Source organism: Streptomyces sp. NPDC001157 (genome assembly GCF_053598255.1).
This window is the reverse complement of sequence record NZ_JBSFJW010000001.1, coordinates 392,509-417,920: the sequence shown is the minus strand read 5'-3', so window position 1 is coordinate 417,920 and position 25,412 is coordinate 392,509. Positions and strand designations below refer to the sequence as shown.

The following is a 25,412-nucleotide window of genomic DNA, read 5'->3' as shown; positions in this document are numbered from 1 at the left end:
CCCGGCTCACATATAGCCGTCCCGGTTCTCGTGGCGCTGCTTCCGGGCTTCCCGCCGTCCTTGTACGAGTTCGGTCAGGGGAGCCCGGAGCGCGTAGATCCCGACGAGGGCGCCCGCGATGCCCGCCGCCGTGTACAGCCAGTTCCGCATCGAGGTGAAGCGGTGCGACCAGGTGTTGTAGACCTTCAGACGGATCTTGATCGGTGGGTCGAGGGTCTCCAGGGCACGGTTCGTCTCACCCTGGTAGGTGATGACGGTGAGAGCGAGGTCGTAGGCGCCCGGCTCGTCGGCCGACACGCCCCACTGCCACTGAGCGGTCTCTCCCGGCGCGGCGATGGCATGCCTCTTCGGGCCGTGCAACACCGTCTTCACGTCCGGGTCGTCCGCCGACAGCCCGGCGCCCTGCCATCCGCCCACCCGGAAGACCCGGGTCTCCAGGGCGGCCTGCGCGACGCGGCGCGAGGACTTCTCGCCGCGCGCGGTGAGGATGACGGCGTAGGTCAGATGGCCACCGACGGACATCGAGACGTCCGGGGTGTAGGTGAGGGACCCGTCGAAGAGGTGTTTGCGGTCGTTGCGGATCGAGGCCTCGAGGGCGGCCTGGCTCAGCCCCGCCCCCGAGCCTGACTCGCTGGGCACCCCGCACGCGGCGAGGCCGAGCGTGAGGAGGAGCAACAGACACCAGGCGGTCGCGGTCCTCGTCCTCACGCCTGAGCCGCCCCCGATTGCCGTCACGTCGAACCACGAGAAGGCCCCCGCGGCGGGTCAAGATTCTTCCCGCCGCGGGGGCCCGGGCGCCAGCCCTTCTTCCAGCCTCCTCAATTGCTCCTCAGCCGGTGAACCCGGCCGTGATCGAGGTGAACTGCCAGTTGTTCTGGCTGATGCCGGAGCAGTTGCTCACCACGCCGCCGCCCGGGCACGGCCGGTCGCGGTTGACCGACCAGAAGGCGAGCCGGGCGATGTGGTGGCTGTTCGACCAGTCCTTGATCTGGGTCCAGATCGCGGGAGTGGTGGTCTCCTGCTGGTCGGACAGGCCGTTCATGCCGGAGATCCCGATGTGGGAGTAGGCGGTGGCGTCGTCCCACCCGAAGGTCGACTTCAGCTTCGCCTTCAGGCCCTCCGCCGCGTTGACGGTGTTGCCGTACATGTCGGAGCCGCCGCCGAAGTCGAACGGCATGATCGTGAAGACGTCGATGTTGGCGCCCAGCGACTGCGCCTGCTCGATGAGCCGGTTGCCGTAGTACGTCGGGCCGGTGGTGGACGTCCCGAAGGTGACGATCGTCTTGAGACCGGGGTTGTTGGCCTTGACGGTCTTCAGCGCGGTCAGGATCTTCGCCTGGACGGCCTCGTTCTCGAACTCGTCGGAGTTCTCGATGTCCATGTCGATCGCCTTGAGCGAGTAGGCGTCGATCACCTTCTGCAGGGCCCCGGCGAGCGCGCTCGCTGAGGAGCAGTTGGCGCCGAGCTTGCTGCCCTGCCAGCCGCCGAACGACGGCACGATGTCACCGCCGGCCGAGCGGACGGCGTTGATCGCGGACTGGTCGGCGCCCCCGGTCAGCGGCCGGCTGCCGTCCCAGGCGGGAGTGCAGCCGCCGGAGTCCAGCACGAACGCCATCGTGAACCACTTGATGCCGGTCGCGCTCATCACCGTCGAGGGGCTCGGCGGGTCGCCCCAGCCCTCGTACAGATAGGGCGCGGCCTGCTTGAACCCGGTGCCGCCACCGCCGCCCGCATCCGTGGTCACGCTCACGGAGTTGGAGGCCCCGGAGGTGTTACCGGCGGCGTCCCGCGCCTTGACGGTGAAGGTGTACGACGTGCTCGGCGAGAGCCCGCTGACCGTGGCGGACGTGCCGGAGACGCTGAGGACGTTGTTCGAGCCGCTGTAGATGTCGTACGCCGTGACGCCGACGTTGTCCGTCGAGGCGTTCCACTTCAGCGACACGCTCGACGAGGTCTTGCCGGTGGAGGCCAGCCCGGTCGGCGCGGTCGGCGCCTGGGTGTCCGAGCCGCCGCCCCCGCCGGGGCCGTCGAGGCTGATGTCGTCGGCGTAGTAGGTGCCCTGCGCGTACCAGCCGTGGACGTAGATCGTGGCACTGGTCTGCGAGGCGCCGGTCGTGAAGGAGACGGTCAGCTGGCTGTACGCCGACGGGGATGTCGTCCACGTCGACGCACCGCCGCTGACGCCGAGATAGACGTAGGACCCGCGCACCCACCCTTGAAGCGAGTACGTGGTGTTCGGCTGGACGGAGACGGTCTGGCTGCACTGCGCGTTGTCGCTCGAACTCACCGCCCCCGCAAGGGCCTTGGAGCCGCCGTGCACGGGGGAGGAGACGACCGAACCGAGGTTGCCGGTGCAGGTCCAGGGGGAGAGACCACCCGACTCGAAGCCGGGATTGGTCAGGATGTTGGCCGCTTGGGCCGTACCGGGAAGAGCGATGGCTCCGGCGAGCGCGAGAGCGGCGGAACCGAGCAGGGCAAGAAGCCGACGTCTGTGACGTCCGAGTGTGTTGCGCACGCGATCTCCCTGGGGAATGGGGGTGTTCGGGAGTGCACAGAGGTGCAGAGAGGTGCGCAACACAAGTTGGTATGGACCAATCTCGGTGTCAAGGCCTGACGCCGAATTGGTCCATACCGGTGAGCTTCTTCAGGGGCGCGGAGCTGTGTCGATCTGCGGCTTCGCCGCGTGGGCGCGACAAGCCACAGACGCCCCGCAGTCGGCCGACAACCTAAATCGGCTGTACCTGAGCCGCGACACCGACGGAGTCGACAGGCGCCGGCACTGCCGGCAACAGAGGCTCCGCCTCCACCCTCTGCTGCGGCAGCGAAACCGCCCGCAGCGGCCGCGGCCCCGCCACCACCGTGTAGTCCTGCCCCAGGAACGGCGGCACCATCTCCCCGGGGTCCTCCCCGAGCGCCAACTGCACAGCGGCCCAAGGCGCGTTGACCCCGCACAGCGACAGCTGGTGCAAGCCGCCGGCGGGCCGTGTGTTGACATCCATCAGCACCGGCTCGTCGCCGAACATCCGGAACTGGATGTTGGACAGATAGTGCAACCCGAAACCCTCGGCGAGACGCCGCGCCGGCTCCAGCCACTGCTCGTGCAGCGTGAACCCGCGCCGCCGCCCGTTCTTGGTGCGCCCGATCGCCAGTCGCACCCGGTTGTCCGGCCCGGTGAGGCAGTCCACCGAGACCTCCGGTTGCTCCAGACGCGGCATCACCAGCCAGTCGACGGGCTCGTCGGCCTGCTCCAGCGCCTCCACCACCAGATCCAGCGGCACATACGGGCTCGGGAAGCCGTTGAGGTGAGCCAGCGAGAAGGGGGCGCGCGTGATCACGCGGAAGCCCACGCCGCCCGCGCCGGACGCCGGCTTGAAGCACGCCTTGTGCCCGCCCGCCTCCAACTCCTCCACGGCGGCTACGAGTTCACCCGCGGTCCGCACCCGCCACCACGGCGGCACGGGCACCCCGATCGCCTGGACCGCCTCGTACGCGATCACCTTGTCGTGGAAGACCGCCACCGCCTCCGGAGGCGGCGCCAGCAACGCCGTACCGACCGCCTCGAAGTCGGCGCGGTGCGCCACGATCGCCGCCTGGTGCAGCCGCGGCACGAACACGTCGATGCCGCGCCGCGCGCACTGGGCAAGGGCGTACTCGACGTACCCGGCCGGGGACAGGCCCTCCGGCTCCAGATCGGCGGTGTCGGCGGCGGCCAGCACAGGGGAGTCCGCATCCCCGTGCGTCGCATGGATCTCCACGGCACGATCGCTGGGATTTCGCCGCAGCTGATCCATGAAGAACACGTTCTCCGCGTACGTGCGGTTGAGCCAGACGCGTACGCGAGAGACCATGCAGGGCCGTCCTTTCACGGTTCGCGGGCACGGCTGAGCAGCCCGTGCCCGGGCAGGGGAGTTGGAGGGTCACCAAACCGCCCTTGAATGAAGGGAAGTTCATGGCGGTGGTGTTGGGGCGATCATACGGCTTCCGCGAGGCCCCGCGTGCAACGTACGTGTTACGGATTCAATGATCTTGCCGCCTTGTCGGTGAGCCGTGAAGTGTGTTCTCGTGGTCCCATTCGTGAGTGCGCGGATGCGCCGGGTGTACGGAGGGGGCGGAAGGTGACGTCGACGGCCGGTGGTGCCGGACAGCTGCTGGCCATCAGCGATCTGCACATCGGATACGCCGAGAACCGTGCCCTGGTCGAGGCGATGCGCCCCGAGACGGACGAGGACTGGCTGCTGGTGGCCGGTGACGTCTCGGAGATCGCGGCCGACATCCGGTGGGCCTTGAAGACGCTGGCAAGCCGTTTCCGCAAGGTCATCTGGGTGCCGGGCAACCACGAGCTTTGGACCCATCCGAAGGACCCCGTCACCCTGCGCGGAGTCGCCCGCTACGAGCACCTGGTCGCCCTGTGCCGCGAACTCGGCGTGACCACACCCGAGGACCCGTACCCGGTGTGGGAGGGCCCCGGCGGCCCGGTGGCCGTCGCACCGCTCTTCCTCCTCTACGACTACTCGTTCCTGCCGGCCGGCTGCACCACCAAGGAGCAGGGCCTCCAGTACGCGCACGGCACCGGCATCGTGTGCACCGACGAGTACCTGCTGCACCCCGACCCCTATCCGAGCCGCGAGGCCTGGTGCCGGGCCCGGGTCGCCGAGACCGAACGCAGGCTCGCCGCGCTCCCCGCCGACCTGCCGACCGTCCTGGTCAACCACTACCCGCTGGACCGGCACCCCTGCGACGTCCTGTGGCACCCGGAGTTCGCCATGTGGTGCGGCACCGAGCTGACCGCCGACTGGCACCGCCGCTTCCGCGTGGAGACCATGGTGTACGGGCATCTCCACATCCCGCGGACCACCTGGCACGAGGGTGTCCGCTTCGAGGAGGTGTCCGTCGGCTACCCCCGCGAATGGCGCAAGCGGACGCAGCCGCCGGGGAGACTGCGCCGCGTGCTGCCGAAGGAGGTCGGGGTCGAGTGATCGAGGAGCTGCTGCCGGACGAGGTGGTGGCCGTGGAGGTGCACGGCGACGACGGGAGCGAGCCCGCGCCCCTGTACCCCGAAGAGGCCGAAGTCGTCGCTCAGGCGGTGCACAAGCGCCGCCGCGAGTTCGCCCTCGTACGCGCCTGCGCGCGCCGCGCCATGGAGAAGCTCGGCGTGCCCGCGCAGCCCCTCCTGCCCGGCGAACGCGGCGCACCGGGCTGGCCGCCCGGCCTGGTCGGCAGCATGACCCACTGCGACGGCTACTGCGCCGCCGCCCTGGTCCGCGCCACCGACCTGGCTTCCGTGGGCATCGACGCCGAACCCCACCGGCCGCTCCCGGAGGGCGTCCTGGACGCCGTGTCCCTGCCCGCCGAGGCGGCCAGGCTGCGCCGCCTGTCCGTGCAGCACCCCGAGGTCCACTGGGACCGGCTGCTGTTCAGCGCCAAGGAATCGGTCTACAAGGCGTGGTTCCCCCTCACCGGACTGTGGCTGGAGTTCACCGAGGCCGACATCGAGGTCACCGTCGACCCCGACGAGCGGCTGCACGGCGGCTTCCGCGCCGAACTCCTCGTCCCCGGCCCGCTGGTCGGCGGCCGTCGGCTCGGCCACTTCGAGGGCCGGTGGACCGTCCAGCGGGGGCTGGTGGCGACGGCGATCACCGTCTCGCACACACCCTGAACCCCCGCCGGGCGGCCGTCGGCCGTCACGGCTCCGGGCACCAGCTCTGCAGCAGCCGGAAGAACTCCTCCTCGTTTCCCGCCAGTCCCGCCGCTGCCAGGGCCTGCTCCGCCTCGGCGAGCACAGCGGGCGGTACGACGGGCGGTCGAGAGGAGCCGGGGGGACCGTCGAACGCGGCTCGTACGGTGTGCAAGAGCCGCAGGTAGGCCTGGACGGCGGTGCGCTCGCGGTCGGTCAGTACGGCTGTGGGCATCGGTCGGCTCTCCCCGCGTCGGTCGTCGGTCGCACCCCGTACAAGGGGGTGCAACTCCAGCTTGCCGCCCGCCACTGACAATGGGGTCCGGGCACCTGCCGGTTCGCCCGCTTAGCGGAGGCGAAACCTCCTTGAAATCCCTTGTGGGAAAGCAGTTCTACGCTGGAGGGCAAGGGCTTTCGGTCGCCTCTGCGCGGCCTTGGACCGGGGAGGCGAGTGCGTGGTCGACGTCCCACGAAGGCGCCCGGCGCGCGCCGTACGGCTGCGCTCGGTGGCCGACGGAGAACTCGAGTTGCAGTACCGCGTGGTGCACGGATACCGGCGCGCCTTCCGCATGGCAGGGGAGGGCCCGGCGCTGGTGCTGATCCACGGCATCGGCGACTCCTCCGCGACCTGGGCCGAGTTGATCCCCGACCTCGCCCGCACCCACACCGTGATCGCCCCCGACCTGCTCGGCCACGGCGCCTCGGACAAACCGCGCGCCGACTACTCGGTGGCCGCGTACGCGAACGGCGTGCGGGACCTGCTCACCGCGCTCGGCATCGAGTCGGCGACGCTGGTCGGGCACTCGCTGGGCGGGGGCGTGGCCATGCAGTTCGCCTACCAGTTCCCCGAGCGCACCGAGCGGCTCATCCTGGTGAGCGCGGGCGGGGTCGGACGCGAGGTCAATCCCGTGCTGCGGCTGGTCTCCCTGCCGGGCGCCCACCTGATGCTGTCCACCCTGCGGTTGCCGGGGATGCGGCTGCAAGTGGGGCTGGCGGTGCGGCTGATGAAGCTCCTGGACACCGATCTCGGCCAGGACGCACCCGAACTGCTCACCCTCGTCGACGCCCTGCCGGACGAGACCTCCCGCAACGCGTTCATCCGCACCCTGCGCGCGGTCGTCGACTGGCGCGGCCAGGTCGTCACCATGCTCGACCGGTGCTATCTCACCGAGGGCATGCCGACCATGCTGCTGTGGGGCGACCGGGACAGCGTGGTGCCGGTGCGGCACGCGTACGGGGCACACGAGGCGATGCCGGGCAGCCGCCTGGAGATCTTCGAACAGGCAGGCCATTTCCCGTTCCACAGCGACCCCGCGCGGTTCGTGTCGCTGGTCGAGGAGTTCACGTCGAGCACGCATCCGGCCGACTGGAGCCGGGAGCACTGGCGCGAACTCCTGGTCGAGGGCCGGCCCGCCACCAGCGCCGGCCGCCCGGACAGCGCCCGCAACCGCGCAGTGGAACGCGACCTGAGGGAGGCCAGCGAGCGCAGTGCGACGTGACAGATCCCGGCCGGCCGTGACCGCCGACGAGTGGATATTGCCTCGCCGGCTCAGGTGACCGGTCGGTAGCCTCGGGTCCATGAACCGTCGGCGGCAGAAGAAGCTCGCGGGTCAGCTCTTCGCGGCGATCTGGAGGGGCGACTCCGCCCGCGCGAGGGCCCTCCTACGGGCCGGGGCCGATCCGGAAAGGGCCGACGGCGAGGGCACCACGCCTCTCTATCTGGCATCCGTGAACGGGGAAGCCGCCATCGTCGATCTGCTCCTGACGTCCGGCGCCGCCCCGGACACCGAGAGCCGTGGAACCGGCGCGGAGGGCACACCGTTGTGCGCTGCCGCCTGCTGGGGCCACACGGAGGCGGTGCGTGCACTGTTGGCACACGGCGCCGACCCGAATCTCCGGGAGGACCACGGCACCGGCTGGTCTCCGCTGGACTGGGCGGACAACGGCCCTCATCCCGAAGCCGCCGCTCTCCTCACCGCGGCGGGCGCGAGGCCCCGCCCGCGAACCCCGTGACGGAGCCGACCGACGCGTACTCAGCCCTGCGGTCCCAGATACCCCAACGACGCCTCGATCCGCCCCGCCAGATGGTTGCGTCGCACCGGCCCGCGTACCCCCGAACCCGCCAGCCACGTACGGCACCTGCTGGCCAGCAGCAGGCCGAAGGACTCGGCCTGCTGCTCCTCGGCGAGTTCGAAACGGCTGCGGGCGGCCACCTTGCGGACGGCGTCCCGCAGGTCCGCGTCGTCGCTGAGGAGGCGGGCCGCGACCCGGGCGCCCTCGACGTGATGGCCGCAGTGCCCGGCCTTCATGTGCCACAGCTCGTGGCCGAGGATCACCAACTGGTGGTCCGGCGCGGTCCGTTCCTCGATGACGACGAGGTCCTGGTCGGTCATGTCGAGCCACAGCCCGCTCGCCGTGCCGACCGGGAAGGCGGCCGTGCGGAAGCGGACGGGCCGGCCGCGCCGTCTGCTCATCGCCCCGCACAGTGCGCCGTACAAGTCCTCGGGAGGTGCCGGTGCGGCAAGGGTGAGCTCCGAGACCAGTTCGCCGCACAGGCGGCGCATTTCCCTTCGGATGCCCACAGCTCTCCCCGGGCTCACGACTCGGGCCGCTTGACGCTCTCCAGGAGCATGTCCAGCCACTCGGCGACCTTGTCGCGGTGCTGGTCGGTGGGCAGTTGTGCGGCACGCCAGGCGATTCCGCGGACACCGTGGTCCTGCAGCAGCCGCTCCAGCGGGTCGTCGGCGGCCGCGGCCGCCTCCCGCTCGGCGAGCTTGTGCAGGAGTTCCTGCTCGGTGCTCTGCAGGGCGCTCGTGAGGGCCTCGGGGTCCTCGGCCGTGAGGAATCCGGCGTGCACCCGGAAGAAGCGCTGGATGGCGTCGCAGTGCTCCATGGTGGGCCGCCGGTCGCCGTTGATCAGCGCGCCCGCCTGCTGGCGCGACATGCCCGCGCCGTCGGCGATCTCCTGCTGGGTGTACTTGCGCCCGTTGGGCTTGAGCCGGGTGCGGCGCAGCAGGTCCAGCCGCTGCAGAAAACGCTCCTGCACATCGGGCTCGCCCGCCGGACGGCCGCTCAGCAGCGCCCTCACCACGGGCTCGGGAACGCCCGAGGCGGCGGACAGGCGGCCGGTGTCGAAGACCTCCGCGTGCTCCACGCCGAGCCGGTCGGCGAGCGTGGTGACGCGAGCGACGACGGCCGGCAGCGCAGCGGTCGTAGCCGTGGTGCCCGGACCCTCGAAGCCATCCGTCACCGACAGATCTCCTACGTTTCGCACAGGCTTCTCACAAGCGGTTGCCGTGAACCCGACGGAGATTACCGGGTAGTTCGAACTCACATCCAGGTGTCGCCACAACTGTGGCCAATTTCAGCCGTCAACAAGCATGAAATGCCACGATAGTTGACACGACTCGATCCGGGGCCGCAGGATCAAGGCGCCGCGTGAAGGCCGCAGAGGCAAGAGGGGTGACCTCCCGATGGCGTATCAGGCAGGAGGGCAGCGTCCGGCACCGCGGCCCGTCCCCGAGAGTCTCGAGGCCCAGGCGTATCTGCAGGACTACGCCGCCCTCCTGGAGGCCGTTCCCTTTCCGTCCGTCGTCCTCGACCACCGCTGGGACGTCGTTCTCTCCAACAGTGCTTTCGCGTCACTTTTCCGTGAGGTGAGCCCGCACCCGACGGCGATGCCCGGCGACAACTTCCTCAGATTCGTCCTGTTCCACCCGGACGCGGGCACGGTCCTCGGCGAGCACGAGTGCAGCTGGTGCCTGCCGATGCTCGCGCACTTCGCGGCCGCGGTCGAACGCTATGGCCACGACCACGGACTGCAGTCCATCCGCCGCGACATCGCCCAGGACCCGATCATGGAGGCCGCCTACCGGCAGGGCCTGCCGCACTGGATCCGCGCGGTCGGCGAACAGGCCGTGGCGCACGACGGGGCCGTACGCCCCCTGACGCACCCCGATCCGCGCTGGGGCGCCACCGACTGCCGCGTGGTGGACGAGACCCCGAGGACGCTGCAGGACATGGGGTACACACGGATGACGCTGGTGCTGCGGGAGACCCGCCCCAGCCGTCCCAAGACCCGCAAGCCCCGGCATGCGGCGGCGCATCTGAGGGTGGTGCCGGCCCCCGAGGCCTGACCGCCGCCGGGATCAGCCCGGGGAGATCACCAGCACCAGGGGGATGTCCCGACAGGGGACCAGCTGCAATCCGCGAAACCGTCCGGGCCGCGCCCGCTGCAGCACGGCGGCGAAATCCGGCCCCTTGGTGAGAGATCCCGCCAGATGGGCGGGGTCTGCGGAGGCGGTCACCCGCCCGCGGGCGTTCACCAGATGGGCCGGCCCGGGCAGCCGGCGCAGCATCGGCATCACGGCCGCCTCGAAGTGCCGCAGATACACGTCCGCCGCGGCCACTCCGGCGAACCGCCCCTCCATCCGCACCGGCGCGGACAGTGTGAGGCTGTACTCGTCGGAGCAGAGGTAGTCGACGTACGGCCCGGCCACCGCACGCTCCCCGGTGTCGCGGGGCAGGGCGAACCAGTCCCAGTGCGTGTAGTCCGCGTAGGCCGACTGCTCGGGATCGAGGTCCAGCAGCAGCGGCCGTACATCGCCCTCGGAGCCGCTCTGCCACCACTCCAGCCAGGCCGGTACGTCGGTGAGCAGCCCCGGCGCGGCGACGAAACCGACGCCGGAGACCAACTCGCCCTGGGACAAGCGCAGATGGAGGCCGGGGCGCAGTGCGGCGAGGTCGACGGTCGCGGGGCGGCGGCCCTCGGCGGCCACCCGGGCCAGCAGCTCATCGGTGTCGGTACGGGTGGCGGCCACGGCCTCGAACACGCTCTCCAGGGCAGAACGCACCCCGGCCACGACCGACTCCTCCGGTGCCGTGCCGACTGCTGCCGTCGCGAGGCTCATGGCTGCCCTCCAGCGGACGGGAACCGGTCGCGACGCCTACAGGGTCAGACGCAGGGCGACGAGCCGCGCCGTGGAGTCCTGGACGCACCGCTCGGCCAGTTCCCTGGCCGTTTCGTGGGCCCCATCCTGCACGGCCGAGATCACGGCGCGGTGACGGTCCGCCACCTCTTCACGATATTCGTCGTCCCCGAGCACAAGACACAGCAGTGCGCCGATCTCGGTCTGCAGCGAGACCTGTTCCCGGGTGAGGCGGGCGGACTGCGCCGCGGCGGCCAGCTCCACATGGAAGCGGCCGTAGACCCGACTGCGGGCCGCCGCGTCCGCCGCCCGCGTCAACTCCTCGGCCGTGCGCTTCAGTTGTACGAGATCGTCCGGATCCGTGCGCTCGGCGGCGAGCCGGGCCGCCGTGCCCGACAGGGCCGCCCAGTGGTCGCCGAGGTCGCGCAGCTCCTCGGTGCTCCAGCCGCGCAGACGCACCTTGAGCCGCTCCTCGCCGGGGGCCTCGGGCAGGGAGACGAAGGAGCCGCCGCCGCGGCCCCGGCGGGTGGTGACCAGGCCCTGCTGGCGAAGGGCCATCAGCGCCTCCCGCAGGGTCACCGTGGACACGCCGAGCTGCCCGGCCAGCTCGCTCTCGCCGGGCAGCTGCTCCCCGTCGGCGAGCAGCCCGAGCTCGATGGCGTCACCGATCCGGCGGACGACCGCGTCGACGCGCGCCCGGCTGTCGACCGGGGTGAAGACGGCTCTGCGGGCGCCGCCGTTCATCTGCTGCTGCTTCACGGCCACCACCTCGTGCATTGACTCAAGCTTTACCCTAAGGGGGCCTTGAGCTTTGAACTATGACTTCATATCTTTCCGTGCAACGTAGCAACGTACGAGAACGCCAGAAAGGTTCCCGTCCATGGAGGGAATTGCGATCCGGCTGCAGGATCTGCGGAAGTCCTTCGAGGAGACGACCGCCGTGGCCGGGATCGACCTGGAGATCCGGGACGGCGAGTTCTTCTCCATGCTCGGCCCCTCCGGCTCCGGCAAGACCACCGTCCTGCGCATGATCGCCGGGTTCGAGATCCCCACCGCGGGTCGGATCGAGCTGGCCGGTCAGGAGGTCACCGGCCTCGCCCCCTTCGAGCGGGACGTCCACACCGTCTTCCAGGACTACGCCCTGTTCCCGCACATGACCGTCGAGCAGAACGTCGCCTACGCCCTCAGGATCCGCAAGGTGCCCAAGGCCGAACGCCTGGTCCGCGCCCGCAAGGCACTCGCCGAGGTCCGCCTCGAAGGCTTCGGCAAGCGCCGCCCCGCCCAGCTCTCCGGCGGCCAGCGCCAGCGCGTCGCCCTCGCCCGCGCCCTCGTCGGCCGCCCCCGCGTACTGCTCCTCGACGAACCCCTCGGCGCCCTCGACCTCAAGCTGCGCGAGCAGATGCAGGTCGAGCTCAAGGAGCTCCAGCGCGAGGTCGGCATCACCTTCGTCTTCGTCACCCACGACCAGCAGGAAGCCCTGACGATGAGCGACCGCATCGCCGTCTTCGACCAGGGCCGCATCCAGCAGGTCGGCACCCCCGCCGAGATCTACGAACGCCCCGCGACCCCCTTCGTCGCCTCCTTCGTCGGCACCTCCAACCTGCTGGAGGGCGAGTCCGCGCAGCGGGTCGTCGGCAGCCCCGGCACCTACAGCATCCGCCCCGAGAAGATCCGCGTCCTCAAGGAGTCCGCGGATGACGACCAGCCGGACCACGCCACCGCCACCGGCACCGTCGTCGAGGTCGTCTACCTCGGCGACGCCACCCGCTTCCTGGTCGACCTCGACGCCGGCGGCCGCCTCACCGCGCTCCAGCAGAACCTGGAGACCTCCGCCGAGGACGTCGCCGCCTACCGCGGCACCCGGGTGCGCCTGCAATGGCGCCACCGCCACACCGTCCAGGTCCCCGACGCCCGCTGAAGCCCTCTGTCCCGTAGGGAGAACGTCGTGCGCCCCACCCGAACGCTCCAGGTCGCTGCCTGCGCAGCCGCACTGCTCCTGGCCGCCACCGCCTGCTCGTCCTCCGGCAACGGCAGCTCCTCGGCCACCGGCCTCAACCCCCCGGACCTCAAGGCGCCCACCAAGCTCGGCAGGACCGAGGGCAAGGTCAACCTGATCGCCTGGGCCGGCTATGTCGAGGACGGCTCCAACGACCCCAAGGTCGACTGGGTGACCCCCTTCGAGAAACAGACGGGCTGTCAGGTCGACTCCAAGGTCGCGGCCAGCTCGGACGAGATGGTCAAACTGATGAAGACCGGCGAGTACGACGCCGTCTCCGCCTCCGGCGACGCCTCCCTGCGGCTCATAGCGTCCGGCGACGCGGCCCCCGTCAACACCAGGCTCGTACCGAACTACAAGGACATCTTCAGCGGCCTGAAGAACGGCGGCTGGAACTCGGTCAAGGGCCAGATGTACGGCATCCCGCACGGCCGCGGCGCCAACCTGCTGATGTACAACACACAGAAGGTCACGCCCGCCCCGACCTCCTGGTCCGCCGTCTTCGACGACGCCGCCAAGTACAAGGGCCACGTCACCGCGTACGACTCACCGATCTACATCGCCGACGCCGCGCTGTATCTCAAGGCCACCAAGCCCGAGTTGAAGATCAAGGACCCGTACGCGCTCGACCAGAAACAGTTCGACGCCGCCGTGGCCCTGCTGAAGAAGCAGAACGCGAACATCGGCGAGTACTGGAGCGACTATCTGAAGGAGATCTCCGCCTTCAAGAGCGGCGACTCCGTCGTCGGTACCACCTGGCAGGTCATCGCCAACCTCGCCGCCGGCGAGGGCGCCAAGGTCAAGGCCTTCGTGCCCAAGGAGGGTTCGACCGGCTGGTCCGACACCTGGATGGTCTCGGCGAAGGCCAAGCACCCCAACTGCGCCTACAAATGGCTGGACTGGATCGTCTCCCCGAAGGTCAACGCCCAGGTCGCCGAGTACTTCGGTGAGGCCCCCGCCAACTCCAAGGCGTGCGACCTGACCAGCGACAAGAACTTCTGCACGACGTTCCACGCCGCCGACGAGAGCTACTGGAAGAACATCGCCTTCTGGAACACGCCCATCGAGCAGTGCCTGGACGGGCGGACCGACGTCAAGTGCGTGCCGTACGCCAAGTGGGTCCAGGCCTGGACCGAGATCAAGGGCTGAGTACATGGCCGTACTGACCCGGACCGCGGGGGCGCTGCACCGCCGCCCCCGCCTCCGGCTGACCCTGCTGCTGACGGCGCCGCTGCTGTGGCTGGCCGTGCTCTATCTCGGCTCGCTCGGTGTGCTGTTCGCCTCCGCGTTCTGGACGACGAACTCCTTCACCTCCCAGGTGGTGAAGGTCTGGTCGACCGACAACTTCCACGAGCTGTTCACCACGCCCGTCTACCGCCAGGTCATCTTCCGCAGCATCGGGGTGGCCCTCGCGGTCACCGCCCTGTGCGTGGTGATCGCCTTCCCGGTGGCCTTCTACACCGCCCGGGTCGCCCGTCCGAAGTGGCGGCCGATGCTGGTGGTCGCCATCCTCACGCCGCTGTGGGCCAGCTATCTGGTGAAGGTGTACGCCTGGCGGCTGATCCTGTCCGAGGGCGGGCTCGCCGACTGGATGCTGAAACCGTTCGGGCTGGGCGGGCCTGGCTTCGGCCTGCCGGCCACGGTGCTGACACTGACGTACCTGTGGCTGCCGTACATGATCCTGCCGATCCACACGGCGCTGGAGCAGCTGCCCGCCAACCTGCTCGACGCGTCCGCCGACCTGGGCGCCAGGGGCTGGCGGACCTTCCGGTCGGTGGTGCTGCCGATGGTGCTGCCGTCCGTCGCCGCCGGGTCGATCTTCACCTTCTCGCTGAGCCTCGGCGACTACATCACGGTGCAGATCGTCGGCGGCAAGACCCAGCTGATCGGCAACGTCGTCTACTCCAACATCGAACTCAACCTGCCCATGGCCGCCGCGCTCGGCACCGTGCCGGTCGTCGTCATCGTGGTGTATCTGCTGGCGATGCGGCGCACGGGTGCGCTGAGCAGCCTCTGAAAGGCCTGTGCCATGTCACGTTCCACTGGAAGCTGGTGCTGTGCCGCATGCCACTGACCCGCCCCGCGCGCATCGCCTTGCGCATCGCCGCCGGCCTCGGCTTCGCGGTCGTCTACATCCCGCTGCTGCTCGTCCTCGTCAACTCGCTCAACCCCGACCGCAGCGCGAGCTGGCCACCGCCGGGCCTCACCCTGCACTGGTGGTCCGTCGCCTGGCGGAACTCCGGTGCGCGGGAAGCCCTCTGGGTCTCCGTCAAGGCGGGCCTCGGCGCCACCGCGATCGCCCTGGTCCTCGGCACCCTGATCGCCTTCGCCGTGGCCCGCCACCGCTTCTTCGGCCGCGACGCCGTCTCGTTCGTGGTCGTCCTGCCTATCGCCCTGCCCGGCATCGTCACGGGCATCGCCCTCAACTCGGCCTTCGGCACGGTACTGGCACCGCTCGGCGTCGGCCTCGGCCTGTTCACGGTGGTCATCGGACACGCCACCTTCTGCATCGTCGTCGTCTTCAACAACGTCGTGGCCAGGCTGCGCCGCACCGCCGGCTCGTACGAGGAGGCGGCCATGGACCTCGGCGCGAACACCTTCCGCGCCTTCGCCGACGTCACCTTCCCGCTCGTGCGCTCGGCGCTGTTCGCGGGCGGGCTGCTCGCCTTCGCGCTCTCCTTCGACGAGATCGTGGTGACGACCTTCACCGCCGGGCCCGGCATCGAGACACTCCCCATCTGGATCTTCAACAACATGACCCGCCCGCAGCAGGCACCGGTGGTGAACGTGGTGGCGGCCGTGCTGGTCCTGCTCTCCGTCGTTCCGATCTATGTCGCTCAGCGGTTGTCGGCGGACACGGCGACCGGAAGCCGGGTCTGAACCGGCCGAGTGACCAGCACGTGGCGCGATTGCGGCCGGCCGTGCGCGCACCATGTTCAGATTCAGTGGTATGTGACATAGTACTGCCGTGAGTCAGTCACTGACCTGCGATGTCGTGATCGTCGGAGCCGGTATGACAGGCGCCGCCTGCGCCCTCTACGCCTCCCGAGCCGGCCTGGACGTCGTCGTCGTGGACCGCGGCCCCGTGGCCGGCGGCACCACCGGAGCGGGGGAGGGCAACCTCCTCGTCTCCGACAAGGAGCCCGGCCCGGAGCTCGACCTCGCGCTGCTCTCCCAGCGCCTGTGGGCCGAGCTGGCGCAGGACTTCGGGGAGGCCGTCGAGTACGAGGCCAAGGGCGGCGTGGTGGTGGCCACCTCCCCCGGCGGTCTCGCCGCGCTGGAGGACTTCGCCGCCGGGCAGCGAGCCGCCGGAGTGACCGCCACGACGGTCACGGGCACCGAACTGTACGAACTCGAACCCCATCTGGCCCCCGGTCTGCCCGGCGCCGTCCACTACCCGCAGGACGCCCAGGTCATGCCCGCCCTGGCCGCCGCCCACCTCGTCCGGGCCTCCGGCGCGCACCTGTTCACCGGCCGGACGGTGACGGGTGTCCTTCGCACAACTGACGGACAGGTGCGTGGAGTTCGCACGGACCACGGCGACATCCGCACCCCGGCCGTGGTCAACGCGGCCGGCACCTGGGGCGGCGAGCTCGCCGCTCTCGCGGGCACCTCACTGCCCGTCCTGCCGCGGCGCGGCTTCGTCCTCGTCACCGAACCGCTGCCGCGTATGGTCCACCACAAGGTGTACGCCGCCGACTACGTGGCCGACGTGGCCAGCGACTCGGCCTCGCTGCAGACCTCGCCGGTGGTGGAGGGCACGGCCGCGGGACCGATCCTGATCGGCGCGAGCCGTGAACGGGTCGGCTTCGACCGGTCGTTCTCGCTGCCGGCCCTGCGGGCCCTCGCGGCGGGCGCAACGCGGCTGTTCCCCTTCCTGTCCGACGTCCGCGCCATCCGCTCGTACGCCGGCTTTCGCCCCTACATGCCCGACCATCTGCCCGCCATCGGCCCCGACCCCCGCGTCCCCGGCCTCTTCCACGCCTGCGGGCACGAGGGCGCGGGCATCGGGCTCGCGACCGGCACCGGGCATCTGATCGCCCAGACCCTGACCGCGAAGACACCCGACCTGGACCTCGCTCCGTTCCGCCCCGACCGCTTCCCCGAGGAGGCCCCGTGAGCTCCCCGCTGGACCTGGCTCAGGCACACCCGTGCCCGGCCTTCACGGTCACGCTGGACGGCCGTGAGATCGAGGCGCTGCCCGGCCAGACGGTCGCCGCCGCACTCTGGGCGGCGGGTGTCACCTCCTGGCGCACCACCCGGGGCGCGGGGCGCCCGCGCGGTGTCTTCTGCGGGATCGGCGTCTGCTTCGACTGTCTGGTGACCGTCAACGACCGCCCCAATCAACGGGCTTGCCTCGTTTCCCTCCAGCCGGGCGACGCGATCCGCACCCAGGAGGGGACCGGCCATGACGACTGACCGACCCCATCTCGCCGTCATCGGCGCGGGCCCGGCGGGCCTGGCCGCCACCGTGGCCGCCGCCGCGCACGGCGTGCGGGTCACGCTCCTCGACGCGGCCGCACGACCGGGTGGTCAGTTCTACCGGCAGCCGGCCGCCGAACTGCGCGCGCACCGCCCTCAGGCGCTGCACCACGACTGGCGGACCTGGGAGCGACTGCGGGACGGGCTCGACACGTACGTAAGGGCAGGCGACGTAACGCACTTGACGGATCATCATGTCTGGTTCGTCGAACGGCACACAGACCGGTTCACCGCGCACGCCCTGCTCGGCCCCGAACAGGAGGACCCGGTCGCCGTGCACGCCGACGCCGTACTCCTGGCCACCGGCGGCTACGAGAAGGTGCTGCCCTTCCCCGGCTGGACTCTCCCCGGCGTTCTCACCGCCGGCGGCGCCCAGGCCATGCTCAAGGGAACCCTCGCCGTGTCCGGACGCACCGCCGTGGTCGCCGGCACCGGGCCGCTGCTGCTGCCGGTCGCGACCGGCCTCGCCGCGGCCGGAGTGCGGATTGCCGCGCTGGTCGAATCCGCCGATCCCAGGGCGTTCGTACGACGGTCCCGGGCGCTCGCGGCCCAACCGGGCAAGCTCACCGAAGGGGCCGGATACGCCGCCCGGTTGCTGCGGCATCGCGTGCGTACCCTCACCCGGCACACCGTCGTCGAGGCACACGGCACCGAGCGGCTGGAGGCGGTGACCGTCGCCGCGCTCGACGGCGAAGGCCGGGTCCGGCCCGGCACCGCGCGCCGCATCCCCTGCGACACCCTCGCCGTCGGCCACGGCATGCTCCCGCACACGGACCTCGCCGAGACCCTCGGCTGCCGGCTCGGCGGCATGAACGTGCAGGTCGACGGCGAGCAGCGCACCGACGTCCCCCGCGTCTGGGCCGCGGGCGAGACCACCGGCATCGGAGGCTCGGCCCTCGCACTAGCCGAGGGCCACATCGCCGGACGCTCGGCCGCAGCCCGCCTCGCGGGCCGTGCACCGGACCCGCGCGAGTGGGCCGCGGCCGCCAAGACCCGTACTCGACTACGGGAGTTCGCCGCCGCGCTCGACGCCGTGTACGCACCGCCCGCCCACTGGACCGAGCTGATCACCGACGACACCGTCGTGTGCCGCTGCGAGGAGGTCACCGGCTCCGCGATCCGCGAGGCCGTCGCGGAGCTCGGCGCCGGTGACGTCCGCACGGTGAAGCTGCTGACCAGGGCCGGCATGGGCTGGTGCCAGGGCCGGATCTGCGCACCCGCGGTCGCCGGGCTCGCCGGATGTCAACTTGCCCCGTCCAGGCGCCCGTTCGCACGTCCCGTACCGCTCGGTGTCCTCGCCCGCGAGGACACGCACCCCACCGGGAGAGGATCCTCATGACCGACCACCGTCCCTGGCGCGGAGTCCTCGTCGCCACCGCGCTGCCGCTGAACGACGACCTCACGGTGAACCACGACAAGTACGCCGAGCACTGTGCCTGGCTCGTCGAGAACGGCTGCGACGGCGTCGTCCCCAACGGCTCGCTGGGGGAGTACCAGGTGCTCACCCCCGAGGAACGCGCCAAGGTCGTCGAGACGGCCGTCGCCGCGATCGGCGGGCAGCGCGTCATGCCCGGCGTCGCCGCGTACGGGTCCGCGGAGTCCCGCCGCTGGGCCGAGCAGGCCCGCGACGCCGGCTGCCACGCGGTGATGCTGCTGCCGCCCAACGCCTACCGCGCCGACGAGCGTTCGGTGCTCGCCCACTACGCCGAGGTCGCGAAGGCGGGCGTGCCCGTGGTGGCGTACAACAACCCGATCGACACCAAGGTCGACCTCGTGCCGGAACTCCTTGCGAGGCTGCACGGCGAGGGGTACATCCACGCCGTCAAGGAGTTCTCCGGGGACGTCCGTCGTGCCTACCGGATCGCCGAACTCGCCCCGGAACTCGACCTGTTGATCGGCGCCGACGACGTCCTGCTGGAGCTGGCGATCGCGGGTGCGAAGGGGTGGGTGGCCGGCTATCCGAACGCCCTGCCGGCCGCGAGCGTGGAGCTCTACCACGCGGCCGTCGACGGCGATCTGGCCACCGCGAACCACCTCTACCGGCAGCTGCATCCGCTGCTGCGGTGGGACTCCCAGGTGGAGTTCGTCCAGGCGATCAAGCTGTCCATGGACATCGTCGGGCGGCACGGCGGGCCGGTGCGGCCGCCCCGTATGCCGCTGCTGGCCGAACAGGAGGCCGTCGTACGGGCGGCCACCGAGAAGGCCGTCGCCGCCGGACTCGCTTAACCCACAAGGAGGCAGGCCATGCGCAGCAGACTCGTCCTGCACGCCGTCGACTCGCACACCGAGGGCATGCCCACCCGTGTGATCACCGGCGGGATCGGGACCATCCCCGGCGCGACGATGAACGAGCGGCGGCTGTACTTCCGCGAACACCGCGACGACATCAAGCAGTTGCTGATGAACGAGCCGCGCGGGCACTCCGCCATGAGCGGCGCGATCCTCCAGCCACCGGCCCGGGACGACTGCGACTGGGGTGTCGTCTACATCGAGGTGTCCGGCTATCTGCCGATGTGCGGGCACGGCACGATCGGCGTCGCGACCGTGCTCGTCGAGACCGGCATGGTCGAGGTCGTCGAACCGGTCACCACCATCCGCCTCGACACCCCGGCCGGAGTCGTGGTCGCCGAAGTGGCGGTGGAGGGCGGCGCGGCCAGGTCGGTGACGCTGAGGAACGTGCCGTCGTTCGCGGCGGGGCTCGACCGCAAGGCGACGCTGGCCGACGGGCGGACAGTGACCTACGACCTGGCATACGGCGGAAACTTCTACGCCATCCTCCCCCTGGACCAGTTCGGCCTCCCCTTCGACCGCTCCCGCAAGGACGACATCCTCGCCGCGGGCCTGTCCCTCATGGACGCCATCAACGCCGAGGACGAGCCCGTCCACCCCGAAGACCCGTCCATCCGCGGCTGCCACCACGTCCACCTGCTGGCCCCCGGCTCCACCGCCCGCCACTCGCGCCACGCCATGGCGATCCACCCCGGCTGGTTCGACCGCTCACCCTGCGGCACCGGCACCAGCGCACGCATGGCGCAGCTGCACGCGCGCGGTGAACTGCCCCTGCACACCGAGTTCGTGAACGAGTCCTTCATCGGCACCCGCTTCACCGGCCGCCTCCTCGGCACCACCGAGGTCGCGGGCCGCCCCGCCGTCCTGCCCAGCTTCACCGGGCGCGCCTGGATCACCGGAACCGCCCAGTACCTGCTCGACCCGGAGGACCCGTTCCCCGCGGGGTTCGTGTTGTAGGCGGCCCGATAATGTCCGGTAACCCAAGGAGGACGATCACGATGGCCCAGCAGCACCGCCCCGCCCTTCCCTCGCTCGGCGGCAGGAAGCCCAACTTCCGGGAGAAGGTCGTGGACGTGCTGCGGGCCGCGCTGATCTCCGGTGAACTGCGCCCCGGCCAGGTGTACTCGGCGCCGGCCCTCGCTCCCCGCCTGGGCGTCTCCGCGACCCCCGTCCGCGAGGCGATGCTGGAGCTGGTGAAGGAAGGCATGGTCGAGATCGTCCCGAACAAGGGGTTCCGGGTCACCGAGGTCTCCGAGAAACAGCTCGACGAGTACACCCACATCCGGTCCCTGATCGAGATCCCGACGAGCGTCGGCCTCGCGACCACCGCCGGCCTCGACGACCTGGAGGCGCTGCGCCCGCTCGCCATGGAGATCGTCACCTCGGCCTCGCAGGGCAACCTCATCGACTACGTCGAGGCCGACCTGCACTTCCACCTCGCTCTGCTCGCCCTGGCCGGCAACGACCATCTCGTGGAGGTCGTACGGGATCTGCGGCAGCGTTCACGGCTGTACGGACTGACCGCTCTGGTCGAGTCGAAGCGGCTGCAGGCCTCCGCCGAGGAGCACCTCGAACTTCTCGATGCGCTGGTCGCGCGTGACGCCGAGGCCGTGCGCGAGGTGATGACACGTCACCTCGGGCATGTCCGAGGGCTCTGGGCTGCCCACTGAGAGTCTGCCCGCACCATTACGCAAGCGGTTTGCATTTCTTGCGCTATTCTTGCGCGCATGACGCGACGACTTGCTGAGGTGGCGAAGAAGGTCGGGGTCAGTGAGGCCACGGTCAGCCGGGTGCTGAACGGCAAGCCCGGAGTCTCGGAGGCCACCCGGCAGGCGGTGCTCAGCGCCCTGGACGTCCTCGGGTACGAGCGGCCCACTCAGCTGCGCGGCGAGCGCGCCCGGCTCGTGGGCCTCGTACTGCCCGAGCTGCAGAACCCCATCTTCCCGGCGTTCGCCGAGGTGATCGGCGGGGCCCTCGCCCAGCTCGGCCTGACTCCGGTGCTGTGCACGCAGACCAAGGGCGGCGTCTCCGAGGCCGACTACGTGGAGCTGCTGCTGCAGCAGCAGGTCTCCGGCGTCGTCTTCGCCGGCGGCCTGTACGCCCAGGCCGACGCCCCGCACGACCACTATCGCCGGCTCGCCGAGCGCAACATCCCGGTGGTGCTGGTCAACGCGTCCATCGACGACCTCGGCTTTCCGGGTGTCTCGTGCGACGACGCGGTGGCGGTGGAGCAGGCCTGGCGGCATCTGGCCTCCCTCGGACACGAGCGGATCGGGCTGGTGCTCGGCCCCGGCGACCACATGCCCTCGGCCCGGAAGCTGGCCGCCGCCCAGGCGCTCGGTGACCTCCCGGACGAGCATGTCGCCCGCGCCATGTTCTCCATCGAGGGCGGTCACGCGGCTGCCTCCCGGCTCATCGAACGGGGTGTCACGGGCATCGTCTGCGCCAGTGACCCCCTCGCGCTCGGCGCGATCAGGGCCGCCCGCCGCAAGGGTCTCGCGGTCCCCTCCCAGGTCTCGGTCGTCGGCTACGACGACTCCGCGTTCATGAACTGCACGGAACCCCCGCTGACCACCGTGCGTCAGCCCATCGAAGCCATGGGGCGGGCGGCCGTGGAGTTGCTGAACGCGCAGATCAACGGAACTTCCGTAGCCCCCGAAGAGCTGCTGTTCGAGCCCGAGTTGGTGGTCCGCGGGTCCACCGCGCAAGCACCCCGTCCCTGAGATCCACCTGTCTGTCGAATAATTACAAACTCTGCGCGACATCTTGCGGACGGATGTCGCCGGTGCTTGAGTGTGCGGCGCCCACCGCTCCGGCCACGAGGGGTCCACCGATGAGAAGCACCGGGTTCCGCCGTACGTTCGTCGCGCTCAGCGTCTGTTCTCTCGCACTCGCCGCCTCCGCCTGTGGATCGGGCGACGACGGATCGGCGAGCGGAAAGACCCGTATCACCGTCAACTGCGAGCCGCCCAGGAGCGCCAAGGTCGACCGCGGGTTCTTCGAGCAGGACATCGCCGCCTTCGAGAAACAGCACCCGGACATCGACGTCGTCGCGCACGACGCGTTCCCCTGCCAGGACCCGAAGACCTTCGACGCCAAGCTCGCCGGCGGGCAGATGGAGGACGTCTTCTACACGTACTTCACCGACGCCGGGCACGTCGTCGACATCAGGCAGGCGGCCGATCTCACGCCGTACATCAAGGAGTTGAAGAGCTACGACGCCCTCCAGAAACAGCTGCGCGACATCTACACCGTCGACGGGAAGATCTACGGCATCCCGCGCACCGGCTACTCGATGGGCCTGATCTACAACCGGAGGCTCTTCCAGAAGGCGGGCCTCGACCCCGACAAGCCCCCGGCCACCTGGGACGAGGTCCGCGCCGACGCCAGGAAGATCGCCGCACTCGGCAACGGCACCGTCGGATACGCCGACTACAGCGCCCAGAACCAGGGCGGTTGGCACTTCACAGCCGAGCTGTACTCCCAAGGCGGCGACGTCGTCAGCGCCGACGGCAAGAAGGCCACCATCGACACCCCCGAAGGGCATGCCGTCCTGCAGAACCTGCACGACATGCGGTGGGCCGACGACTCCATGGGCAGCAAGCAGCTCCTGGTCATCAACGACGTGCAGCAGATGATGGGTTCGGGCAAGCTCGGTATGTATCTCTCCGCGCCGGACAACATCCCGATCCTGGTGAAGGAGAAGGGCGGCAACTACAAGGATCTCGCCCTCGGCCCGATGCCCGGCGGCAAGGGCACGCTCATCGGCGGCGACGGCTACATGTTCAACAAGCACGACACGCCCGCCCAGATCCGCGCCGGCCTGAAGTGGCTTGACCACATGTTCCTCACCCCCGGCAAGGGCTTCCTCGGTGACTACGCCCGCGCCAAGAAGGCAAACGCCCCGGTCGGACTGCCCGAGCCGCGCCTGTTCACCGGCGCCGCCGACGCCAAGGACCAGCAGGTCAAGAAGGCCAACGCCAATGTCCCGGTGGAGAACTACCGGGCCTTCCTCGACGGCAACCACACCCTCCGGCTGAAGATCGAGCCGCCGGACGCCCAGCAGATCTACTCCGTCCTCGACTCGGTCGTCTCCGCCGTCCTCACCAAGAAGGACGCCGACATCGACCAGCTGCTGAAGGACGCTTCCAGCAAGATCGACGGCATCCTGGCGCGGGGCTGACGAGATGACGAAGACGGCCGAGCGGCAACCCGTGCGGACGGCCGCCGTCCACCCGGTCACGGCGCCGTCCCCGGAAGGGGGCCGGGGACGGCGCCGCCTCGCCGACCAGGTCCGCGCCTACGCCTTTCTCCTCGGCGGCCTCGTCTGCTTCGCCCTGTTCTCCTGGTACCCGGCGATCCGTGCCGTCGTGATCGCCTTCCAGAAGTACACGCCGGGCTCGCCGCCCGAGTGGGTCGGCACCGCCAACTTCACCCGTGTCTGGCACGACCCCGAGTTCACGGCCGCCTGGCGCAACACGCTCACCTTCACCCTGCTCGCCCTGCTGCTCGGCTTCGCGATCCCCTTCGTGCTGGCGCTCGTCCTCAACGAACTGCGCCACTGGAAGGCCTTCTTCAGGATCGTGGTGTATCTGCCGGTGATGATCCCGCCGGTGGTCAGCGCGCTGCTGTGGAAGTGGTTCTACGACCCCGGAGCCGGCCTCGCCAACGAGACACTGCGCTTTCTGCACCTGCCCACCTCGAACTGGTCCAACGGCACCGACACCGCGCTCATCTCTCTTGTCATCGTGGCCACTTGGGCCAACATGGGTGGCACCGTCCTGATCTACCTGGCCGCCCTCCAGTCCATCCCCGGCGAGCTGTACGAGGCCGCCGAACTGGACGGCGCGAACCTGCTCCAGCGCATCCGGCACGTGACGGTCCCGCAGACCCGTTTCGTCATCCTCATGCTGATGCTCCTGCAGATCATCGCGACGATGCAGGTCTTCACCGAACCCTTCGTGATCACGGGAGGCGGTCCGGAGAACGCCACGGTCACCGTCCTCTACCTGATCTACAAGTACGCCTTCCTCTACAACGACTTCGGCGGGGCCTGTGCGCTCAGCGTCATGCTCCTCGTGCTGCTCGGCGCCTTCTCCGCCGTATACCTGCGTCTGACCCGCTCCGGAGAGGAGGACGCGTGAGCGCCACCCGCACCCTCGTCTCCCCGGCGACGCTCGCCCGCCCGCGCGGGAGGACCGCGTACTGGACGGTGTTCACCGTCGTCCTCGTCCTGTTCGCGCTCGCCTTCCTGTTCCCCGTCTACTGGATGGTGACCGGCGCGATGAAGTCGCCGGACGAGGTGGCGCAGACCCCGCCCACGATCGTCCCCGCGCACTGGCGCCTGGGCGGTTACACCGACGCCTGGGACCTCATGCAGCTGCCGCAGCACCTGTGGAACACGGTGGTCCAGGCGGCCGGCGCCTGGCTGTTCCAACTGGTCCTCTGCACGGCCGCCGCCTACGCCCTGTCCAGGCTCAGGCCCGCCTTCGGCAAGGTGATCCTCGGCGGGATCCTCGCCACCCTGATGGTCCCGGCCCAGGCCCTGGTCCTACCGAAGTACCTGACCGTCGCCGACCTCCCCCTGATCCACACCAGCCTGCTCAACGACCCGCCGGCCATCTGGCTGCCTGCCGTGGCCAACGCCTTCAACCTCTACCTGCTCAAGCGGTTCTTCGACCAGCTCCCGCGAGACGTCCTGGAGGCCGCGGAGATCGACGGCGCCGGGAAGCTGCGCACGCTGTGGTCGATCGTGCTGCCCATGTCGCGACCTGTGCTCGGGGTCGTGTCGATCTTCGCGCTGGTCGCCGTGTGGCAGGACTTCCTGTGGCCGCTGATGGTCTTCTCCGACACCGGCAAGCAGCCGATCAGCGTGGCACTCGTCCAGCTGTCGCAGAACATCCAACTGACCGTGCTCATCGCCGCGATGGTGATCGCCAGCATCCCGATGGTCGCCCTGTTCCTGCTCTTCCAGCGGCACATCATCGCCGGGATCAGCGCGGGCAGCACCAAGGGCTGACGCCCTCCCTCCGACAGAAAGGCA

The 25,412-nt window shown here is 70.1% G+C and carries 27 protein-coding genes; 19 read left to right on the top strand and 8 right to left on the bottom strand.

Annotated elements, in window-relative coordinates; translation table 11 throughout:
- Nucleotides 1–6: 6 nt before the first annotated feature.
- The 3 genes from ACWDAG_RS01905 to ACWDAG_RS01895 all read right to left on the bottom strand — a co-directional run bounded on the left by ACWDAG_RS01905 (nucleotide 7) and on the right by ACWDAG_RS01895 (nucleotide 3,848).
- Nucleotides 7–708: a hypothetical protein gene (locus tag ACWDAG_RS01905; RefSeq protein ID WP_450693610.1), complete on the bottom strand. Its 702-nt coding sequence runs from the start codon at nucleotides 706–708 to the stop codon at nucleotides 7–9.
- 121 nt (nucleotides 709–829) lie between these two features.
- On the bottom strand, nucleotides 830–2,515 hold the full coding sequence (locus ACWDAG_RS01900) for a carbohydrate binding domain-containing protein (RefSeq protein WP_450693609.1): 1,686 nt from the start codon (nucleotides 2,513–2,515) through the stop codon (nucleotides 830–832).
- Between the two features lie 211 nt (nucleotides 2,516–2,726).
- A complete protein-coding gene (locus ACWDAG_RS01895; protein WP_450693608.1) occupies nucleotides 2,727–3,848 on the bottom strand; it encodes an ATP-grasp domain-containing protein in 1,122 nt (373 codons plus the stop codon).
- Between the two features lie 267 nt (nucleotides 3,849–4,115).
- On the opposite strand from ACWDAG_RS01895, the gene ACWDAG_RS01890 reads away from it, so the two are divergent.
- The gene (locus tag ACWDAG_RS01890) at nucleotides 4,116–4,976 is read left to right on the top strand and encodes a metallophosphoesterase family protein (RefSeq protein WP_450693607.1); all 861 of its coding nucleotides are present in this window, start codon (nucleotides 4,116–4,118) and stop codon (nucleotides 4,974–4,976) included.
- Nucleotides 4,973–5,656 carry a 4'-phosphopantetheinyl transferase family protein gene (locus ACWDAG_RS01885; protein ID WP_450693606.1) on the top strand — a complete coding sequence of 228 codons (684 nt, stop codon included), beginning with the start codon at nucleotides 4,973–4,975 and terminating at the stop codon, nucleotides 5,654–5,656. The genes ACWDAG_RS01890 and ACWDAG_RS01885 overlap by 4 nt, the downstream gene beginning before the upstream one ends.
- 25 nt (nucleotides 5,657–5,681) lie before the next feature.
- Here ACWDAG_RS01885 and ACWDAG_RS01880 read toward each other — a convergent pair whose 3' ends face one another.
- Nucleotides 5,682–5,909 (bottom strand): hypothetical protein, encoded by a 228-nt coding sequence (locus ACWDAG_RS01880; RefSeq protein ID WP_398955539.1) that lies wholly within the window; start codon nucleotides 5,907–5,909, stop codon nucleotides 5,682–5,684.
- A 220-nt stretch (nucleotides 5,910–6,129) separates the two neighbouring features.
- Between ACWDAG_RS01880 and ACWDAG_RS01875 the strand changes: the two genes are divergently transcribed.
- Complete coding sequence (locus tag ACWDAG_RS01875; protein WP_450693605.1) at nucleotides 6,130–7,173, top strand: alpha/beta fold hydrolase; 1,044 nt, start codon at nucleotides 6,130–6,132, stop codon at nucleotides 7,171–7,173.
- A 79-nt stretch (nucleotides 7,174–7,252) separates the two neighbouring features.
- A complete protein-coding gene (locus tag ACWDAG_RS01870; RefSeq protein WP_450693604.1) occupies nucleotides 7,253–7,687 on the top strand; it encodes an ankyrin repeat domain-containing protein in 435 nt (144 codons plus the stop codon).
- 20 nt (nucleotides 7,688–7,707) lie between these two features.
- Here the strand turns inward: ACWDAG_RS01870 and ACWDAG_RS01865 are convergent, their stop codons facing one another.
- Complete coding sequence (locus ACWDAG_RS01865; protein WP_450693935.1) at nucleotides 7,708–8,238, bottom strand: toxin-antitoxin system, toxin component; 531 nt, start codon at nucleotides 8,236–8,238, stop codon at nucleotides 7,708–7,710.
- Between the two features lie 32 nt (nucleotides 8,239–8,270).
- The gene (locus ACWDAG_RS01860) at nucleotides 8,271–8,924 is read right to left on the bottom strand and encodes a helix-turn-helix domain-containing protein (RefSeq protein ID WP_450693603.1); all 654 of its coding nucleotides are present in this window, start codon (nucleotides 8,922–8,924) and stop codon (nucleotides 8,271–8,273) included.
- Nucleotides 8,925–9,147: 223 nt separating this feature from the next.
- Between ACWDAG_RS01860 and ACWDAG_RS01855 the strand changes: the two genes are divergently transcribed.
- Entirely contained in the window at nucleotides 9,148–9,810 is a 663-nt protein-coding gene (locus ACWDAG_RS01855; protein ID WP_450693602.1) for an MmyB family transcriptional regulator, read from the top strand.
- Nucleotides 9,811–9,822: 12 nt separating this feature from the next.
- On the opposite strand, the gene ACWDAG_RS01850 is transcribed toward ACWDAG_RS01855, so the two are convergent.
- Together ACWDAG_RS01850 and ACWDAG_RS01845 are read right to left on the bottom strand one after the other, a co-directional pair.
- Entirely contained in the window at nucleotides 9,823–10,584 is a 762-nt protein-coding gene (locus ACWDAG_RS01850) for a cache domain-containing protein (protein ID WP_450693601.1), read from the bottom strand.
- Between the two features lie 36 nt (nucleotides 10,585–10,620).
- Nucleotides 10,621–11,379, bottom strand: a complete 759-nt coding sequence (locus ACWDAG_RS01845; RefSeq protein ID WP_450693600.1) for a FadR/GntR family transcriptional regulator — start codon at nucleotides 11,377–11,379, stop codon at nucleotides 10,621–10,623.
- 103 nt (nucleotides 11,380–11,482) lie between these two features.
- Between ACWDAG_RS01845 and ACWDAG_RS01840 the strand changes: the two genes are divergently transcribed.
- The 14 genes from ACWDAG_RS01840 (at nucleotide 11,483) to ACWDAG_RS01775 (ending at nucleotide 25,388) form a co-directional block, all read left to right on the top strand.
- Nucleotides 11,483–12,520 (top strand): ABC transporter ATP-binding protein, encoded by a 1,038-nt coding sequence (locus tag ACWDAG_RS01840; protein ID WP_450693599.1) that lies wholly within the window; start codon nucleotides 11,483–11,485, stop codon nucleotides 12,518–12,520.
- A gap of 27 nt (nucleotides 12,521–12,547) precedes the next feature.
- Nucleotides 12,548–13,747: an ABC transporter substrate-binding protein gene (locus ACWDAG_RS01835; RefSeq protein WP_450693598.1), complete on the top strand. Its 1,200-nt coding sequence runs from the start codon at nucleotides 12,548–12,550 to the stop codon at nucleotides 13,745–13,747.
- 4 nt (nucleotides 13,748–13,751) lie between these two features.
- On the top strand, nucleotides 13,752–14,615 hold the full coding sequence (locus ACWDAG_RS01830) for an ABC transporter permease (RefSeq protein WP_450693597.1): 864 nt from the start codon (nucleotides 13,752–13,754) through the stop codon (nucleotides 14,613–14,615).
- Nucleotides 14,616–14,662: 47 nt separating this feature from the next.
- A complete protein-coding gene (locus ACWDAG_RS01825; protein WP_450693596.1) occupies nucleotides 14,663–15,478 on the top strand; it encodes an ABC transporter permease in 816 nt (271 codons plus the stop codon).
- 88 nt (nucleotides 15,479–15,566) lie between these two features.
- Nucleotides 15,567–16,718, top strand: coding sequence for an NAD(P)/FAD-dependent oxidoreductase (locus ACWDAG_RS01820; protein WP_450693595.1), 1,152 nt, complete (start codon nucleotides 15,567–15,569; stop codon nucleotides 16,716–16,718).
- A complete protein-coding gene (locus ACWDAG_RS01815) occupies nucleotides 16,715–17,017 on the top strand; it encodes a (2Fe-2S)-binding protein (RefSeq protein ID WP_450693594.1) in 303 nt (100 codons plus the stop codon). Before ACWDAG_RS01820 ends, ACWDAG_RS01815 begins: the two co-directional genes overlap by 4 nt.
- Nucleotides 17,007–18,419 carry an FAD-dependent oxidoreductase gene (locus ACWDAG_RS01810; protein ID WP_450693593.1) on the top strand — a complete coding sequence of 471 codons (1,413 nt, stop codon included), beginning with the start codon at nucleotides 17,007–17,009 and terminating at the stop codon, nucleotides 18,417–18,419. The genes ACWDAG_RS01815 and ACWDAG_RS01810 overlap by 11 nt, the downstream gene beginning before the upstream one ends.
- Nucleotides 18,416–19,306 (top strand): dihydrodipicolinate synthase family protein, encoded by an 891-nt coding sequence (locus ACWDAG_RS01805; RefSeq protein ID WP_450693592.1) that lies wholly within the window; start codon nucleotides 18,416–18,418, stop codon nucleotides 19,304–19,306. The genes ACWDAG_RS01810 and ACWDAG_RS01805 overlap by 4 nt, the downstream gene beginning before the upstream one ends.
- Nucleotides 19,307–19,324: 18 nt before the next feature.
- Entirely contained in the window at nucleotides 19,325–20,326 is a 1,002-nt protein-coding gene (locus ACWDAG_RS01800) for a proline racemase family protein (protein WP_450693591.1), read from the top strand.
- Between the two features lie 41 nt (nucleotides 20,327–20,367).
- On the top strand, nucleotides 20,368–21,039 hold the full coding sequence (locus ACWDAG_RS01795) for a GntR family transcriptional regulator (RefSeq protein WP_450693590.1): 672 nt from the start codon (nucleotides 20,368–20,370) through the stop codon (nucleotides 21,037–21,039).
- A gap of 57 nt (nucleotides 21,040–21,096) precedes the next feature.
- Nucleotides 21,097–22,092, top strand: coding sequence for a LacI family DNA-binding transcriptional regulator (locus tag ACWDAG_RS01790; protein WP_450693589.1), 996 nt, complete (start codon nucleotides 21,097–21,099; stop codon nucleotides 22,090–22,092).
- 110 nt (nucleotides 22,093–22,202) lie between these two features.
- Complete coding sequence (locus ACWDAG_RS01785) at nucleotides 22,203–23,552, top strand: ABC transporter substrate-binding protein (protein ID WP_450693588.1); 1,350 nt, start codon at nucleotides 22,203–22,205, stop codon at nucleotides 23,550–23,552.
- Nucleotides 23,553–23,556: 4 nt separating this feature from the next.
- Nucleotides 23,557–24,513 (top strand): carbohydrate ABC transporter permease, encoded by a 957-nt coding sequence (locus tag ACWDAG_RS01780; RefSeq protein WP_450693587.1) that lies wholly within the window; start codon nucleotides 23,557–23,559, stop codon nucleotides 24,511–24,513.
- Nucleotides 24,510–25,388 (top strand): carbohydrate ABC transporter permease, encoded by an 879-nt coding sequence (locus ACWDAG_RS01775; protein WP_450693586.1) that lies wholly within the window; start codon nucleotides 24,510–24,512, stop codon nucleotides 25,386–25,388. Before ACWDAG_RS01780 ends, ACWDAG_RS01775 begins: the two co-directional genes overlap by 4 nt.
- Nucleotides 25,389–25,412: the final 24 nt, after the last annotated feature.